The sequence below is a fragment of the Verrucosispora sp. TAA-831 genome (assembly GCF_050780145.1).
In the GTDB taxonomy this organism is placed as follows: Bacteria; Actinomycetota; Actinomycetes; order Mycobacteriales; family Micromonosporaceae; genus Micromonospora.
On sequence record NZ_CP192240.1, the window covers coordinates 6,148,503 to 6,164,742 of the forward strand.

Sequence of the window (16,240 nt, forward strand, 5' to 3'; positions counted from 1 at the left end):
CCCCTGGTGCCGTAGGCCGCTAGGCGGCCCGAAACAGCCCCGCCGTCAGATGACGGGGCGACACAGGCAGGTGGCCACGCGGCACAGGTCGACCGCGCGCCGTTTGGTGAGGAGCGTCCCCATGACCAGGGAGCCTACCAGCGATCTCACGAATCTCCAGGGGCCCGACCACCATCCGGGACTGGCCCGGATGGTCAGCCGACCGAGTTGATCGGTACGTCCCGTGCGTCCGCGGTCACCGTCAGCCCCTCCGGCCTCGGCACGACCTCCCGGACGGTGAGCTGGAACGGCAGTTCCGGCAGGGGTACGTCGACCGAGATGCTGCGGGCGAAATTGTTCAGCAGAGTGCGGGCGATCGCGACGTTGGGCAGGCCCTCGGCGTTCAGGTCGTCGAAACGGAGCGCGATCTGCCCCTGCTCCCCGACGACGATCTCGGCGATGCCGGTGACCGTGAGGCGCTGGCCGAGGACCTCCAGCGGCGCGGTCACCGCGAGCTTCCCGTCCTGCTCGGCGAGGGCCAGCCCGTCCCGGTCGAGCAACGCGGCGAGACTCTGGTAGCTGATCGTGCCGGTCCCGTTGACCGTCTCGGCGACGACGTCGCCCTGGCCGGTGCGCAGCGTGTCCAGCGAGGCGCGGACGTTGCGGGCGTCCACGTCCAGGCTGGGCAGCGCGACCGCGTCACCCTGCACCGAGCCCTGCACGTCGCGCAGCCGGATGGTGATCCGTTCGTACCGGCCGTCGAGCACCTGGTTGAGGAAGGGGAACCCGCCCACCTCGACCTCGGGCGGGGCGGACTGCGCACCCTGCTGGGCCACCTGCTGGCGGACCTCGTCGGCGATGGTGCGTTCGGCCACGTTCGCCGCGACCCGGTCGGCGATCACCAGCAGCCCGACGAGGACGAGCAGCAGGACGACGAAGCCGATCAGTACCTTGCGCCCCCGTCGCCGCGGGCGCCGTCCATAGGTCTGCTCGTGCTCCACGCCTTCTCCTGTCCTGTCGAACATCGATCCCGGCCGACCGTCGATCCCGGTCGCATCGCCGGGACGCCCCGCGGCGCACCGGTGTTACCCGATGTCCGGATTCCTCAACCGCCGCCGCAGCGGTCGGCTACAACGCCAGTCGGCACATCAGGTACGCGGCCGGGGCGGCCATCGCGAAGCCGGCGAGCGGACCCTGCACGTGCCGGGCCGCCCACGCGTCGGGCAGTTCGCCCGCCATCATTCGACCGGCCTCGGCGTACCCGCAGGCCAGGTCCGCCAGGACGGCGACGACCGCGGTGACCAGACCGATGATCGCGGCGCGGGTCGGGGTGAACGGGGTGACCAGGTAGCCGCCGAGCAACGCGCTCACGAGCGTACCCACCATCGCGCCACCGACCACCCCGGCGGCCCCACGCGGCACCTGGGGTGCGAGCCGGGGCCAGGCCGCGACGGCGTCGGTCAGCCGGGCGACGGTGAGCGCGACCGTGCTCGCCGCGAGGCAGACCGCGATCGCCTGGGTGCCGGCGGGAATCCGGGTGAGCACGATGAGCGTGGCGAAGGCGACCGGGCCGAGCACGATGGTCGCGGTGGTCCGCACCGAGTCGGTCACCCGCACCCGGTCGACCCGTCGGACCAACTGGCCGAGCACCGCGACGAGCACCCCGCCGACCGCGACGTAGAACAGCGGCAGCAGGCGGGGTTCGGCCGTCCGGATGGCCACGGTGTCCGCCACGGCGGCGACCAGCACGCCGACGCCGATCACCACCGCGGAGGCCGGCGGCCGGTTCACCACCGTCCAGGCGAGTACGAACAGCACCTGGACGAGGAACACCACGATGGCGAAGGGCACCCGGTCGCCGGGCCCGGAGGTCTGTGCGCCGACGATCAGACCGACGCCGAGCAGCGCGGCGAACCCGCCGACGGCGAGGGAAAGCTTCTTGGGTACGTCGACCGGTGGTACCTCGTCCTCGTCCTCCTCCTCGTCGAGCGCGTCGTCGGCACGCCGGGGCGAACCGCCGCGGCGCAGCCGTCGCGGGCCCCGGGAGCGGCCCCGCTCCTCGGGCTCGACGTCCGGACCGGTACGCGGTGCCGCGCCGTCGCCGGGGGGCGCGTCGTCCACCCACGGGTCTCGGTCGGCCTCGGGCGAGTTGGAGGGAAACACGCACCGATCGTGCCAGACCTTCCGCACAACTCGGGTGTCACGGTTTCGGCGACGTTAAAACCTGGGCCGCGATCAGGGGCAGAAGGGGCAAACAGGAAACCGCGTCAGGGTCCGAGCGGACCCATCGGCTACTCTCAAGCCGAAACCCGCCCGTCAGCGACGCCGGGACCCACGGAAGTTCCCAGCGCCCACTCGCCCTGAGTGCCGCTGGTCGCGTGCGGCCACACCGGCCGCCGGGACGGAGGTGATCGTGGAGATCCTGCTGCTGGTGACCGCACGAGCAGGCGAACCATCCGCAGTGCTACCCGCACTCGACCTGCTGCCGCACTCGGTTCGCACCGCACCGCGCGACGTCCGCACCCTGGTCGCCGGTCCGAGCCCGGACGCCGTGCTCGTCGACGCCCGCTCCGAGCTGAGCGAGGCGCGGGCGACCTGCCGCATGCTGCACGCCACCGGGCTGGGCGTTCCGCTGGTCGCGGTCGTCACCGAGGCCGGACTGATCGCGCTCAACGCCGACTGGGGCGTGGACGACGTCATCCTCGCCTCCGCCGGTCCGGCCGAGGTGGAGGCCCGGTTGCGACTCGCGGTCGGCCGGTTGAGCAACGCCACGGCCGGTGCCGGCGGTTCGATCCGGGCCGGTGAGCTGATGATCGACCCGGACACCTACGCCGCCAAGCTCAAGGGCCGCCCGCTCGACCTCACCTACAAGGAGTTCGAGCTGCTCAAGTTCCTGGCCCAGCACCCGGGCCGGGTGTTCACCCGCGACCAGTTGCTGCGCGAGGTCTGGGGCTACGACTACTTCGGCGGCACCCGGACGGTGGACGTGCACGTCCGTCGGCTGCGGGCCAAGCTCGGCTCCGAGTACGAGTCGATGATCGGCACCGTGCGCCAGGTGGGCTACAAGTTCGTCGTGCCGTCGAACCGCGCCCTGGCCGAGGCGACCGAGCACGCGTCCCTGGCGATGCACCCCCTCACCGTCGAGGGCTAATTCCCCCATATGCCCCTTTTGGGCGACTCGGCAGTTTTATGGTGACTGCCGAGTTGACCAGCAAAAGGGGCTGCGGTGGGCACGTATTACGGGAGCTCGGCACGACGGTCGGTGAGTACGACACAGGCGGTCGGCATCATCGTGCTCGTGGTGTCCGCGGTGCTCGGCTCGACGTACCTGCTCGGGCGCAACCTACTGCCCCAGGAGCCGCGCGACGACTCCGCGGTCACCGCGACCGGTGCCGAGCATCCCGAGTACGCCGACCAGGCCCCGCCCTCGGCTGACGTACCCACCGGCACGCCCGGTGCCGTCCCGTCCAGCGGTGCTCCGCGCGACCCGGACCACGGCACGACCGAGGACCCCAACTTCGGTCCGATGGGCACCCAGGTCACCACCGGCACCGGCACCGTCGCCCTCACCTTCGACGACGGACCGAACCCGGACTACACCCCGCAGGTGCTCGCCCTGCTGCGGGAACACCGCGTCACCGCGACCTTCTGCCTGGTCGGCCAGAACGCCCAGGCGTACCCGTGGCTCGTCCAGCAGATCGTGGCCGACGGACACACCCTGTGCAACCACAGTTGGGAACACGACGTGACGCTGGGCGCGCGGTCACCGGAACAGATCCGGAACGACCTGCTGCGCACCAGCGAGGCGATCCGCGCCGCCGTGCCGGACGCCCCGATCGCCTGGTACCGCCAGCCCGGCGGCGCCTGGACGTACTCCCTGGTCGCCACCGCCCGCGAACTCGGCATGACGCCGCTGCACTGGACGCTGGACACCTCCGACTGGCAGCGGCCCGGTGCGACCCGGATCGCCGCGTCGGTGCTCGACGGGGTGCAACCCGGCTCGATCGTCCTGTTGCACGATGCCGGAGGCGATCGACAGGGCACAGTGGACGCGCTGTACCGCATCCTGCCCGAACTGAGTGGTCGGCTCGACGTCCAGGCGCTGCCACGTCACGGCTTCTGACCGGTTCCGTCCCGCCCACCGCCGCGATGCCGCCGGTGATCCGGATACCGTGACGGGATGAGCGGCACTCGATCGACCGACGACCAGGTCCACCGCACCGAGCGGCTCGGGCCGACGGAGATCGCCGAGGTGCTGGCGCTGGCCCGGACGGCGGGCGACTCCGACGGCGCAGACCCGCTGGACGAACACGTCCTGCTCCGGCTGCGCGACGAGCGGGCGCCCGCGATCCACCTGCTGACCCGCGCCGACGACGGCACTCTCACCGGGTACGCCCACCTGGACACCGGTGACCCGGCCGGCGGGATCGGCGCGGAACTCGTGGTGCACCCCGCGTACCGGCGACGCGGCCTCGGTCGGTCGCTGGCCCGAGCGGTGGTCGCCGCCGCCACCGGGCCGCTGCGCGCCTGGGCGCACGGTGACCACCCGTCGGCCGCCGCGCTCGCGGTGGACCTCGGCTTCCTCCGCGCCCGGGTGCTCTGGCAACTGCGCCGGCCGCTGACCGCCCCCCTGGACGCACCGCGCCTGCCCGACGGGGTGGAACTGCGCGCGTACCGCCCCGGCCAGGACGACGACGCCTGGCTGGCCCTGAACGCCCGGGCCTTCGCCGACCATCCCGAGCAGGGCCGGTGGACCACCGACGACCTGCGGGTACGCCTCGACGAGCCGTGGTTCGACCCGGCCGGTTTCCTGCTCGCCGTCGAGTCGTCGACCGGCCGACTGCTCGGCTTCCACTGGACGAAGGTGCACGAGCGGGAGGGCTCGGCCCGCATCGGCGAGGTGTACGTACTCGGGGTGGACCCGTCCGCGCACGGCGGCGGGCTCGGTCGGGCACTGACCACGGCCGGGTTGGCGTACCTGCGGGAGCAGCGCGGTCTGGACCGGGTGATGCTCTACGTCGACGAGTCCAACACCGGCGCGGTGGCGCTCTACGAGCGGACCGGGTTCGCCCGGTGGTCCGCCCACGTCAACTACCAGCTCGGCTGAGACGGATCAGCGCGTCGGCGGGGTTTCCAGATAGAAGCGGGGATCAGCCTCGTCGGAGAGGTCCAGGACCGGCGTGATCGGGCTGCCGGCGTCCCGGGCCGCCGCCGCCCGCGCCACCGCCGCCAGGTCGGCACAGGCGGCCACCTCGGCGAGGGTGACCCGGGTCGGCGGCAGCATCGTCAGCTCACCGGCCGCAGCGCGTTCGCAGGCGTCCCCGGGCCTGATCCACAGGGCGTGGTCGGCCTCGCCGGAGACCTCCCGGGTCCGCTGCCCCTCGGGCAGCAACGCCACGAAGAAGTACGTGTCGAAGCGGCGCGGCTCGAAGTCCGGGGTCACCCAGCGGCTCCACGGCAGCAGCAGGTCGGACCGCAGCGTCAGGTCCCGCGTGGCCAGCAACTCGGCGAAGCCGGTGCGCCGCTGCTCCAGGTCCACCCGGGCGGCCTCCCAGCCGTCGTCGCTGACGTCACCGACGACCCGCCCCTCGTCCGGACCGGCGAGCAGCACGCCGACCTCCTCGAACACCTCCCGGGCCGCCGCGCAGACCACGGCCTGCGCGGCCTGCGGCGCCACGCCGAGTCGTACGCCCCAGTCGGCCGGCTCGGGCCCGGCCCAGCCGAGGTGCGCGGTCGAGTCCGAGGGGTCGACCCCGCCGCCGGGGAAGGCGTACATGCCGCCGAAGGCCATCGCCGCGACCCGGCGGATCAGGTAGACCTCGAAGCCCTCGTCGGCGGGGCGGAGCAGCAGCACGGTGGCGGCCGTCCGGGGCGTCGCGGGGGCCCCGCCCGTCGCCTGGAACCGGCGGGCGTGCTCCACCAGTGCGGGCGGCGCGGGATAACCACGATCCACGGTCATATGCCGAGCTTAGGTCGGGTTCCCGACCGGTGGATCAGCGGTGCCGCCCGAAGGTGATCTTCGGTAGCGTCACGCCATGACTCGTTGGGGCATCCTGGCCACCGGCCACATCGCCGCTCGCTTCGCCGAAGACCTCCGCCTGGTGCCGGGCGCGGAACTGGTCGCGGTCGGCTCACGGACCGCCGAGAGCGCCGAGCGCTTCGCCGAACAGCACGGTGCGACGCGGGCGTACGGCACCTGGAGCGACCTGGCGGCCGACCCCGAGGTGGACGTGATCTACGTCGCCACCCCGCACGCCGCTCACCACGAGGCGGCTCGCACCTGCCTCACCGCCGGCAAGCCGGCGCTGGTGGAGAAGCCGTTCACGCTCGACCTGGCCACCAGCACCGAGCTGGTGGAGATCGCGCGCGCGGGCGGGGTCTTCCTGATGGAGGCCATGTGGATGCGGTGCAACCCGCTCATCCTGCGCGCCTGCGAGCTGATCGCCGACGGGGCGATCGGGACCGTCACCGGCGTACGGGCCGACTTCGGGGTGGCCGGGCCGTTCCCGCCCGAGCACCGGATGCGGGCGCGGGCGCTGGGCGGGGGTGCCCTGCTGGACCTGGGCGTCTACCCGGTGAGCCTGGCCCACCTGGTGCTCGGTGTGCCGCAGCACGTCCGGTCGTGGGCGAAGCTGGGGCCGGAGGGCACGGACGAGAACACCGGCATCGTCCTCGGGTACGACTCCGGCGCCGTCGCCACGCTGAGCTGCGGCATGGTCGGAGCGACCGGGCTCACCGCCTCGATCGTCGGCACCACCGGGCGGATCGAGCTGCCGGATCCGTTCTTCCGGCCGGACGGCTTCACCCTGCACCGGGCGGACGCACCGGCCGAGACGATCGCCGCCGACCTGGTCGGCAACGGCTACCAGTACGAGGCGATCGAGGTGCAGCGTTGCCTCGCCGAGGGGCTGACCGAGAGCCCCCTGGTGCCGCACTCGGCGACCCTGGAGATCATGACTCTGCTGGACGACGTCCGCGCGCAGATCGGCGTCTCGTACCTCTGACCGGATGTAAGGAAGGGTCCCCTGCTATACGCGAGGCGTTAGCAGGGGACCCTTCCTTACATCTAGGAGCCGAACAGCGGGCGGACGACGAAGTACATCAGCGCGCCGATCGAACCGGCCGCCGGGAAGGTCAGGATCCAGGCGCCGACGATGTTGCCGGCCACGCCCCACCGTACGGCGGAGAGCCGCTTGGTCGCCCCGACGCCCATGATCGCTGAGGTGATCGTGTGGGTGGTCGAGATGGGCGCGCCGAGGACCAGCGCGTTGAAGTAGAGCACGCCGCTGGCCACGGTCTCGGCCGCGAAGCCCTCCGGCGGGCGCAGGTCGATGATCTTCCGACCGAGGGTCCGGATGATCCGCCACCCACCGGCGTACGTGCCGGCGGCCAGCACTGCGGCCGAGGTCCAGAACGCCCACTCCGGGATGTAGGTGGCGTCGTCCTGGTAGCCACCGACGAAGAGGGCGAGCACCACGATGCCGATGGTCTTGGCGGCGTCCTGCATGCCGTGGCCGACCGACATGGCCGCCGCCGAGGCGGTCTGCGCCCAGCGGAAGCCCCGGTTCAGCTTACCCGGGTGCCCCTTCCGGAAGATCCACTGCACGGCGATCATCGCGATGTAGCCGAGGATGAAGCCGACCATCGGCGACAGGATCATCGGGATGATCACGTTCTCGCCGATGCCCGACCAGAGCACGGTGCCGGAGGCCGCGACGGTGGCGCCGACCAGGCCACCGATCAGGGCGTGCGAGGAGGACGAGGGCAGTCCGAAATACCAGGTGATGATGTTCCAGGTGATCGCGCCGATGACACCGGCGAAGACGATGCCGAGGCTGGACACACCGGTGGGCAGAGCCACCAGCCCGCTGCCGACGGTCTTGGCGACCTCGGCGCCGAAGTGGGCACCGATGAAGTTGCCGACCGCCGCCATGGCGAGCGCGACCCGGGGTGTGAGTGCCCGGGTGGAGATGCTGGTCGCGATCGCGTTGGCGGCATCGTGGAAGCCGTTGGTGTAGTCGAACACCAGGGCCACCCCGATCACCGCAAGCACCGCGATGAGCTCGGGACTCACAGGATCAGGACTCCTTGACCGCGATGGTCTCGACGGTGTTCGCCACGTGCTCGAAGGCGTCGCACGCGGCCTCCAGCTCGTCGGCGACCTCCTTCATCTTGAGCACGGTCAGGGCGTCGTACTCGCCGGAGAAGAGCCGCACCAGCAGCATCCGGTACGCCTGGTCGCCGTCGTTCTCCAGCCGGTTGATCTCGATCCAGTAGTCCTCCAGGTCCTTCATCGACTTCAGCCGGGGCATCGCCTCGGCGGTCAACTTGGCCTGCTGGTCGAGGACGTGCACCAGCTCGTGCATCTCCCGGGGCAGCGAGGGCAGCTTGGTCAGCCCGTACAGGTAGAGCAGGTTGCCGACCGCCTCCAGGTGGTCCATCACGTCGTCCAGCAGCGACCCCAGCCGGTAGATGTCCTCCCGGTCGAACGGAGTGACGAACGTCGAGTTGATCTTCTTGAACAACTCGTGGGTGATCTGGTCGCTGTCGTGCTCGACCTCGGTGAGCCGTTCGCTGACCGACTGCACCTCGACATCGGGCAGGGCCAGCTCGTTCAGCAGCGCGGTACCCCGGACCAGGTTCTGCGCGGCCCTGGTGAAGAGCTCGTAGAAGGCGCCCTCGTTGGGGCGGAATGAAAACCTCACAGCACGGACCTCGTCGTGTCGGTGGTAGGGGTGCAGCCGCCGTCCGGCGCCCTGCTGAGGGAATGCTAGGGAACCCCCGACGCGGCCCTTCGGCGGCCCACCCCTGGCCAGGTGCCATTCACCGCTCGTTCAACTTCTGTTCACCTTCAGCAGACCCGTTGTCCTCAGCAATCGCTCCCGTTCCCCCGCGACGTCGAAGTCCGCGGGCGGATACCCGAGCGGGAGGGTGTCGAACGTCTCACGCAGCAGGTGCGCCACCGCCCAGTCCCGGTACCACTTCCGGTCGGCCGGCACCGCGTACCAGGGCGCGGCGTCACTGCCGCACCGACCCAGCAGCTCCGCGTACGCGGCCTGGTAGTCGTCCCAGCGTGCGCGGGCGTCGACGTCGGAGGGGTGGTACTTCCAGTGCTTCGTCGGGTCGTCCAACCGGGCCAGCAGGCGGCGCGCCTGCTCGGTGTTCGAGATGTGCAGGAAGACCTTGACGACGGCCACGTCGCCCTCGGTCAGCTCCCGCTCGAAGTCGTCGATCTCGGCGTACCGGGGGCGCCAGACGCGCTCCGGCGCGCGCTCCTGCACCCGGGGCACCAGGATGTCCTCGTAGTGCGAGCGGTTGAACACCCCCAGGTGGCCTGCGGGCGGCAGCGCCTGTCGGATTCGCCACAGGAAGTGGTGCCGTAGCTCCTCGGCGGTCGGCGGCCCGAACGCCCGGATGTGCACCCCGAGCGGGTTCATCGCGCCGACCACCCGCTTGACCGTGCCGTCCTTGCCACCGCAGTCCATCGCCTGGAGCACCAGCAGCACCCGCCGCCCCAACCCCGGGTCGGCCTTCGCACCGGCGAACAGCATCTCCTGCTGGCGGGCCAACCCGTCGCCGACGAACCTCACCTGCCGACGGGCCCACCCCTTGCGGTCCGGCCCGGTCACCTCCGGGCCGGGCAACCCGGGCGTCGCGCGCGGATCGATCGCCCCGAGGTCGACCGGCCCTCCGGGTGGCACCCGGAGCAGATCGCGTACCGCGCCGCCGACCGGCGCCACCACGTCAGTTCCCTCCTAGCCCATCGCAGCATCATCGCGCGACCACGGTGGTGGCGCGCGGCGACGCCGGGGCAGGCCGGGCTCAGACCACCAGGGCCAACCACTTGCGGTACGAGGCGGCGAACGGCTCGGTGCCGTCGCCCAGCGCGCCGAGCAGCCACCGTGCCGCCGCCTCGGCCTCCACCACCAGGTCGTCGGGGTAGCCGAAGCGGGCCCGGTGCTCGGCGAACTCGTCCTCGTCGCGCAGTTCGACCAGGCCGGTCTCCCGACGCCGGACCACGTCCAGGTCCAGGTCGATCAGGTGCACCGTGTCCTCGCCCTCCCAGCGGGCCGGACTGGTGATGTCGCAGTAGACCTCGCTGGTGCGCGGGGGCGGGTTGAACATGCCGGTCCACCAGGCGTGGTGCGGCACGAGCAGCACGAACGGGATCTGCTCGACCGACGGACGACCGTGGTAGACGGAACTGGTGCCGGCCGACACGCCGAGCCAGACGCCGAGGTCGTCCTCGGCCAGTCGCCGGGCCGGGTAGTCGCGGTGGGCGCTGCCGTCGTACTTGCGGTAGATCACGCGGACCACGTCGCTCGGCATGAGTCGCACCCTAACCGATTCCGCCCACCCGTCGCCGTCAGGAAGTTACCGGACGACGGGGAGAGAAGTACCCGCACCGTGACACCGCAACACGGCCGATCGGTACGGTCCGCGTCGGCCCCGGCGGGTACCGTGCCACGGTGACTCCGCCCCGCACCGCCACCGGCTCCGCCCGCGCCAAGGCCCGCCGTCGAGGTGACCGGCCCGGCGGGGCCGACCTGCTCGCCGCCGCGGTCGGCGCGGTGCCGGGCGGCGCCGCCCGTCCCGGTCAGCAGCAGATGGCCACGGCGATCGAGGAGTGCGTCGCCTCCGGCGACCACCTGCTGGTGCAGGCCGGCACCGGCACCGGCAAGTCGCTGGCCTACCTGGCGCCCGCCCTGACCGTCGACGGTCCGGTGGTGGTCTCCACCGCCACCCTGGCGTTGCAGTCCCAACTGGTCGAGCACGACCTGCCGCGACTGGCCGACGCGGTCGAGCCGGTGCTCGGCCGTCGGCCGACCTTCGCCGTGCTCAAGGGCCGCCACCACTACCTCTGCATGGCCCGCCTGGAGAACTCCAACGAGGACGAGCCGGAGGACACCCTCTTCGACGCCCCGACCGAGCGCCCCGGCGGCGGCACCAAGTGGCTGGGCGAGGCCGGCCGACTCGGCAAGCAGATCCAGCGCCTGCGGGACTGGGCGATGGAGACCGACACCGGTGACCGGGACGAACTCGACCCGGGCGTCGACGACCATGCCTGGCGGCTGGTCTCCATGCCGGCCCGGGAGTGTGTCGGCGCGAGCCGCTGCCCGTACGGCGCGGAGTGCTTCGCGGAGGCGTCCCGGGCCCGCGCCCGGGAGGCAGACATCGTGGTCACCAACCACAGCCTGCTCGCCGTCGACATGCTCGCCGGACGGCACATCGTCCCGCCGCACAAGCTGCTGGTGGTGGACGAGGCCCACGAGCTGGCCGACCGGGTCTCCTCGGCGGCGCAGGCCGAGTTGACCCCGGAGCTGATCGACCGGTCCGCCCGGCGGGCCCGCCCGTTGCTGCGGCCGGAGACCGCCGAGGCGCTGACCGCGTCCGGTGACGCCCTCGCGGTCGGGCTGGCCGAGGCGCCGGTCGGGCGGATCACCGGCGGCCTGCCCGCCCCGCTGCGGGAAGCCTGCACGCTGCTCGACGCGGCGACCCGGGCAGCACTGGACAGCATCGGCGACGTCAAGGCCGACGACCCCGACCCGGTGCGCAAGCAGCAGGCCAAGTCCGTGCTGGACGAGCTCTCCACCACCGCCCAGCGGCTGCTGGACGAGGCGGAGCACGACGTGGCGTGGGTGGAGCGCAACGACAACAGCGGGCGGCGCGCGTTGGTCGTCGCGCCCCTGTCCGTCGCCGGCACGCTCGCCACGCACCTGTACGACGAGCGGACCGTGGTGGCCACCTCGGCGACCCTGGCCCTGGGCGGGCGCTTCGACACCGTGGCCCGGGCCCTGGGGCTGGACGCACCGCCGCCCGCCCCGCCGACACCGGCCGCCGCCGCGCTCGCCGACACCACCCGCCGCCCCCGCACGGCGTCGGGCGGCGCAACGCCGGTCGACACCGGGTCGGGCGGCGATCCCACCGGGTCCACGGCCGGGGCGGCGACCGACTCCGGCGCGGGATGGCGGTCGCTGGACGTCGGCTCCCCCTTCGACTACCCGCGCCAGGGCATCCTCTACGTGGCCTCGCACCTGCCCCGACCGGGTGTCTCCGGGCTACCGGACGCCGCCGGCGAGGAACTGCTCTCCCTGGTCACCGCGCTCGGCGGCCGTACGCTCGGGCTGTTCTCCTCGCGGCGGGCCGCGCAGCAGGCGGCGGAGCTGCTGCGGGCGCGCACCGACCTGCCGGTGCTGCTACAGGGCGAGGAGGCGCTGCCACTGCTGGTGCGCAGGTTCCGGGAGGAGCGGTCGAGCTGCCTGTTCGGGGTGATGTCGCTGTGGCAGGGGGTGGACGTGCCCGGTGACTCGTGCCAGTTGGTGGTGATCGACCGACTGCCCTTCCCCCGGCCGGACGAGCCGCTGGCCGCCGCGCGGGCAGCGGCGGTGGACGCCCAGGGCGGCTCCGGCTTCGCCGCCGTCAGCGTGCCGATCGCGGCGGTCCGCCTGGCGCAGGGGGTCGGGCGACTGATCCGGGCCACCGGTGACCGGGGCGTGGTGGCGGTGCTGGACTCCCGGCTGGAGACCGCCCGTGGGTACGGCCCGTTCCTGCGTCGTTCGCTGCCGCCGTTCTGGTACACGACCCGTCGTGAGGTGGTCCAGGGCGCGCTGACCCGGCTCGCCGCCGACTGACGCCGACCGGGCCGCGCCGGACCACCATGGGTCAGGGCGCGCGGGAGGCGACGACCACCGCATCCGGCGGGGTGTCCGGCACGCTGCGCGCGGCGAGCCGACGCACCGCCGTGTTGAGCACCGCGATCAGCGGCACGGCGACCAGCGCGCCGGTGATCCCGGCGAGCACCACACCGGCGGCCAGACCGATGATCACCGCGAGCGGGTGGATGGCCACCGCCCGACCCATGATCAGCGGCTGGAGGATGTGGCCCTCCACCTGCTGCACGCCGATCACCACGCCGAGGATGATCAACGCGGTCACCGGACCGCTGTCGACAAGTGCGACCAGCACCGCCACGCCACCGGAGAGGGTGGCACCGACGATCGGGATGAACGCACCGAGGAAGACCAGCGCGGCCAGCGGGAACGCGAACGGGATGTCGAAGATGACGAGGAAGATCCCGATGCCGACCGCGTCGATGAAGGCGACCAGCACCGTGGCCCGCACGTAGGCGCCCAGCGTCGCCCAGGAGGCCCGACCGGCGTCGTCGACCTTCCAGCGGGCCGCCACCGGCAGCAACCGGACCAGGAACCGCCAGATGATGGTGCCGTCACGGAGGAAGAAGAACGCCGCGAAGAGCACCAGGACCGTACCGGTCAGCACCTCGGCCAGGGTCGCGGCGGTGGAGAGCGCGCCGCTGGTGAACCGCTCGGTGTTGTTGTTGACGAACTGCTGGAGCTCCTCGATGTACCGGTCGAGGTCGTTGTCGGACAGGTGCAGCGGCCCGGTCTTGAGCCAGTCCTGGATCTGTTGCAGACCCTGGGTCGACTTCGCGGCCAGCTCCGGCACACCCTTGATGAACTCGTTGACCACCAGGGTCAGCGTGCCGATCACCGCGGCCAGACCGGCGACCAGCACCACCGCCGTCGCCAGCGACCTCGGGAACCGGGCCCGCAGCAGCCACCCGACGGCGGGGGCCAGCAACGCCGACAGCAGCAGGGCCACGGCGAGCGGAATGATCACGATGCTGATCGTGCTGACGACCTTCATCAGCGCCCAGAACACGACGCCGACCACGATCAGCCGCCACGACCACCCGGCGGCGATGCGTAACGCGTGCGGCACGTCCGCGTCGTCGCGACTGGAGGTGGAGACGTGCCCGGACTCCGGGGACTCCTCGTCGACCACGGTGGTGGCCGGTGACGCCGCCGGACCCGGTCGCGACGGCGAGGCCGTGACGGCCGGCTCCGGCACGTCCGGCGGCCGGTTGCGGGCCGCCCGCACGGAATCCCGACCCGACTCGTACGCGCGCCGCACGCGGCTGCGGATCCGCTCGAACCGGCTCACGGGGCACCTCCAGGCAGATTCTCGGCCCGCGCATGGGCGCCAGCGGCGGACAGGATACGTCCGACCGCTCCACGGTAGGGCAAACTTCCGCCACACATTGCCCCCGCGGACGGCTGCCCAACCCGGGTGACCACCGACCGGTGCGCCGGAGGCGACACGGTAGCGTCTGCGGCGTGACAGCCGACCCGAATCTCGACTCCGGCCTGCCCATCCGGCTGCTGCACGACCGCGTGCTGGTCCGGGTGGAGGGCAGCGAGGGCGAGCGCCGTTCCACCGCCGGCATCGTCATCCCCGCCACCGCCGCCGTGGGCAAGCGCCTGGCCTGGGCCACGGCCGTGGGAGTCGGGCCGAACGTACGCTCGATCGTCTCCGGCGACCGGGTGCTATTCGACCCGGACGACCGCTCGGAGGTCGAACTGCACGGGCGCGGCTATGTGCTGCTGCGCGAGCGTGACGTGCACGCGGTGGCCGCCGAGCGGGTCGAGGAGAACGCCACCGGGCTCTACCTGTGACCCCGACGGCACCGGTTCACCGGGCCTGACACCGTCCGCGTCGTTTGCCACGCTCCCCGGCGGGAAGCCAGCCGCACCACCGGCCCTGGGGAGGGACGATGCCGGTTCTCGTGAAGAAGGTGCTGGCCTGGGGCAGCCTCGCGTTCCTGATCTACTTCATGGCCTTCCGACCGGAGGGCGCCGCCCAGATGTTCCGGTCGATCGGGGCGGCCCTGATGATGATGGCGCAGGGGCTCGGGGACTTCCTGACCAGCCTGATGGCCTGAACGGGCACCCGCCCGCTCAGCGGTGGCCCGGCGGCCAGTGCGCGGGCGGGTGCTGCCCGTGCCAGCCGTACGGGCCGTAGCCGCCGTGGTGGACCGGTGGCGGCGGGGGCTGCGGGGGCGCGAGCACCACCGGGATCGGCACCACCGGCTCCTCCGGTGCCTCGACCGCCCGCTGCGAGCCGTCCGGGAAGCGCAGAAGATACCGCTGTCCGTCCCAGACGCCCACCGGGGTCTGCGGGTCCCGGCCCACGAAGTACGACCGGTACAGGCTGATCGAGTCCAACAGCTCCCGTTCCTCCCGTGCCGTCCGTTCCCGGTCGGCGGGCCGACGGTCCAGGCCCCGCGTCGCGCCGTCGCGCAGCAACGCCAGCCGGGTGGCCGCGAACTGGTAGCCGCGCATCGCCCGCAGCCCGGCCTCGCCACCCACCCGCTGTGCCCACACCCGGGCCGCGTGCCGCCGCCCGAGACTGCTCAGCGCCGCCACCTCCGGCGGGGTCAGCCACCCGGCGCGGACGTAGTCGGGCAGCACCCGCTCGGTGAGCCGGCCCTCCCAGGCCCGCAGCCAGACCGCGAAGCCGACCATGCCGAAGAAGATCGGCACCATCACCCCGACGATGCCGACCACCGAGATCAGCACCTCGCCGGTGGCCTCGGCCAGCGTCGGCAGCAGGTTCCACGCGCCGTGCAACATCATCGCCAGCAGCAAACCGGCGACCGGGGCGAAGAAACGCACCCGCCGGTCCGCCGACCGGGCGGCGATACCGAGTCCGATACCGGCCAGCGAGGTGAACAGCGGGTGGGCGAAGCCGAACAGCAGGATCCGGCCGATGAAGATGGCGATGACCTGCTGCGCACCGGTCGCCGGGCCGTACTGCTCGACGCCCGAGGCGTAGCCGAGGCCACCGAGGTAAAGGATGTTCTCCACCATCGCGAAGCCGATCGCGGAGAGTCCGCAGTAGACCAGTCCGTCGGTGATGCCCGACCACTCGCGCCGCCGGAAGATCAGCAGCAGGATCGGGCCGAGGGTCTTGGTCAGTTCCTCGATGAACGGCGCGACCAGCACCGCGGTCAGGCCGGCGGGCAGTCCCTGGTCGTCGAACCAGTTGGCGGCCGTCTCGTTGACCAGCAGCGAGATCGAGGTGGAGACGAAGGCGCCCCAGGCGAAGCAGAAGATCAGATACTTCAGCGGCTCGGGTTCGTACCGGTCGAGCCAGAGGAAACAGGCCACCAGCACCGGCACCGGGAGGATCGCGGCGGCGGTGCCGACCAGCAACGCCTCCGTACCGATGCTGGCACCGATGCTGAAGATGATGAAGATCGCGCCGACGGCGATCAGCAGGATCACCCCGGCCAGTACCAGTGCCCGCCGCCAGCCGAACCGGCGACGTGGCATGCCGGGCGTGCCGGGGCCACCGGGTGGTGCGCCGGGCACGGGAGGCGACGGCGGGAGGTATCCGCCGGACGGGGTGTCGGCCATGCGGTCAGCGTAGTCATGCCGAGCCCACCCGGCCCGACGCATCG

16 protein-coding genes and 2 pseudogenes are annotated in these 16,240 nt (G+C 72.2%); 8 read left to right on the forward strand and 10 right to left on the reverse strand.

What is annotated here, in order from left to right; translation table 11 throughout:
• Positions 1 to 45: 45 nt before the first annotated feature.
• The 3 genes from ACQVFL_RS27395 to ACQVFL_RS27405 all read right to left on the reverse strand — a co-directional run bounded on the left by ACQVFL_RS27395 (position 46) and on the right by ACQVFL_RS27405 (position 2,142).
• On the reverse strand, positions 46 to 123 hold the full coding sequence (locus ACQVFL_RS27395; protein ID WP_311202345.1) for an Ms5788A family Cys-rich leader peptide: 78 nt from the start codon (positions 121 to 123) through the stop codon (positions 46 to 48).
• A gap of 71 nt (positions 124 to 194) precedes the next feature.
• Complete coding sequence (locus ACQVFL_RS27400) at positions 195 to 980, reverse strand: DUF2993 domain-containing protein (protein WP_396689976.1); 786 nt, start codon at positions 978 to 980, stop codon at positions 195 to 197.
• A 127-nt stretch (positions 981 to 1,107) separates the two neighbouring features.
• On the reverse strand, positions 1,108 to 2,142 hold the full coding sequence (locus ACQVFL_RS27405) for a hypothetical protein (protein WP_431727890.1): 1,035 nt from the start codon (positions 2,140 to 2,142) through the stop codon (positions 1,108 to 1,110).
• Positions 2,143 to 2,392: 250 nt separating this feature from the next.
• On the opposite strand from ACQVFL_RS27405, the gene ACQVFL_RS27410 reads away from it, so the two are divergent.
• From ACQVFL_RS27410 to mshD, 3 genes are all read left to right on the forward strand, one after another.
• Positions 2,393 to 3,130: a winged-helix domain-containing protein gene (locus tag ACQVFL_RS27410; protein WP_396689972.1), complete on the forward strand. Its 738-nt coding sequence runs from the start codon at positions 2,393 to 2,395 to the stop codon at positions 3,128 to 3,130.
• Positions 3,131 to 3,241: 111 nt separating this feature from the next.
• Positions 3,242 to 4,102, forward strand: a complete 861-nt coding sequence (locus ACQVFL_RS27415; RefSeq protein ID WP_396689970.1) for a polysaccharide deacetylase family protein — start codon at positions 3,242 to 3,244, stop codon at positions 4,100 to 4,102.
• 57 nt (positions 4,103 to 4,159) lie between these two features.
• Positions 4,160 to 5,086, forward strand: a complete 927-nt coding sequence (mshD, locus tag ACQVFL_RS27420) for a mycothiol synthase (RefSeq protein WP_396689968.1) — start codon at positions 4,160 to 4,162, stop codon at positions 5,084 to 5,086.
• 6 nt (positions 5,087 to 5,092) lie between these two features.
• Here mshD and ACQVFL_RS27425 read toward each other — a convergent pair whose 3' ends face one another.
• Positions 5,093 to 5,938 carry an NUDIX hydrolase gene (locus ACQVFL_RS27425; RefSeq protein ID WP_396689966.1) on the reverse strand — a complete coding sequence of 282 codons (846 nt, stop codon included), beginning with the start codon at positions 5,936 to 5,938 and terminating at the stop codon, positions 5,093 to 5,095.
• A 76-nt stretch (positions 5,939 to 6,014) separates the two neighbouring features.
• Here ACQVFL_RS27425 and ACQVFL_RS27430 point away from each other — a divergent pair, with 76 nt between their 5' ends.
• Positions 6,015 to 6,983: a Gfo/Idh/MocA family protein gene (locus ACQVFL_RS27430; protein ID WP_396689964.1), complete on the forward strand. Its 969-nt coding sequence runs from the start codon at positions 6,015 to 6,017 to the stop codon at positions 6,981 to 6,983.
• 62 nt (positions 6,984 to 7,045) lie between these two features.
• Here the strand turns inward: ACQVFL_RS27430 and ACQVFL_RS27435 are convergent, their stop codons facing one another.
• The 4 genes from ACQVFL_RS27435 to ACQVFL_RS27450 form a co-directional block, all read right to left on the reverse strand.
• A complete protein-coding gene (locus ACQVFL_RS27435) occupies positions 7,046 to 8,053 on the reverse strand; it encodes an anion permease (RefSeq protein ID WP_396689963.1) in 1,008 nt (335 codons plus the stop codon).
• A 4-nt stretch (positions 8,054 to 8,057) separates the two neighbouring features.
• Positions 8,058 to 8,684, reverse strand: a complete 627-nt coding sequence (locus ACQVFL_RS27440) for a DUF47 domain-containing protein (protein WP_350699318.1) — start codon at positions 8,682 to 8,684, stop codon at positions 8,058 to 8,060.
• A 129-nt stretch (positions 8,685 to 8,813) separates the two neighbouring features.
• The gene (locus ACQVFL_RS27445; RefSeq protein WP_431727891.1) at positions 8,814 to 9,722 is read right to left on the reverse strand and encodes a PPK2 family polyphosphate kinase; all 909 of its coding nucleotides are present in this window, start codon (positions 9,720 to 9,722) and stop codon (positions 8,814 to 8,816) included.
• Between the two features lie 79 nt (positions 9,723 to 9,801).
• Positions 9,802 to 10,308, reverse strand: a complete 507-nt coding sequence (locus ACQVFL_RS27450) for a DUF402 domain-containing protein (RefSeq protein WP_396689959.1) — start codon at positions 10,306 to 10,308, stop codon at positions 9,802 to 9,804.
• Positions 10,309 to 10,406: 98 nt separating this feature from the next.
• On the opposite strand from ACQVFL_RS27450, the pseudogene ACQVFL_RS27455 reads away from it, so the two are divergent.
• A pseudogene (locus tag ACQVFL_RS27455) lies at positions 10,407 to 11,810 on the forward strand (ATP-dependent DNA helicase); the annotation flags it as partial.
• A 123-nt stretch (positions 11,811 to 11,933) separates the two neighbouring features.
• Positions 11,934 to 12,611, forward strand: a pseudogene (locus ACQVFL_RS27460) (ATP-dependent DNA helicase); the annotation flags it as partial.
• A gap of 31 nt (positions 12,612 to 12,642) precedes the next feature.
• On the opposite strand, the gene ACQVFL_RS27465 reads toward ACQVFL_RS27460, so the two are convergent.
• Entirely contained in the window at positions 12,643 to 13,941 is a 1,299-nt protein-coding gene (locus ACQVFL_RS27465; RefSeq protein WP_396689957.1) for an AI-2E family transporter, read from the reverse strand.
• Positions 13,942 to 14,114: 173 nt separating this feature from the next.
• On the opposite strand from ACQVFL_RS27465, the gene ACQVFL_RS27470 reads away from it, so the two are divergent.
• Together ACQVFL_RS27470 and ACQVFL_RS27475 are read left to right on the forward strand one after the other, a co-directional pair.
• Positions 14,115 to 14,453, forward strand: a complete 339-nt coding sequence (locus ACQVFL_RS27470; RefSeq protein WP_117229104.1) for a GroES family chaperonin — start codon at positions 14,115 to 14,117, stop codon at positions 14,451 to 14,453.
• A gap of 98 nt (positions 14,454 to 14,551) precedes the next feature.
• The gene (locus ACQVFL_RS27475) at positions 14,552 to 14,719 is read left to right on the forward strand and encodes a hypothetical protein (protein ID WP_396689955.1); all 168 of its coding nucleotides are present in this window, start codon (positions 14,552 to 14,554) and stop codon (positions 14,717 to 14,719) included.
• Between the two features lie 16 nt (positions 14,720 to 14,735).
• Here the strand turns inward: ACQVFL_RS27475 and ACQVFL_RS27480 are convergent, their stop codons facing one another.
• Positions 14,736 to 16,238 (reverse strand): PrsW family intramembrane metalloprotease, encoded by a 1,503-nt coding sequence (locus ACQVFL_RS27480; RefSeq protein WP_396689954.1) that lies wholly within the window; start codon positions 16,236 to 16,238, stop codon positions 14,736 to 14,738.
• Between the last annotated feature and the right edge of the window lie 2 nt (positions 16,239 to 16,240).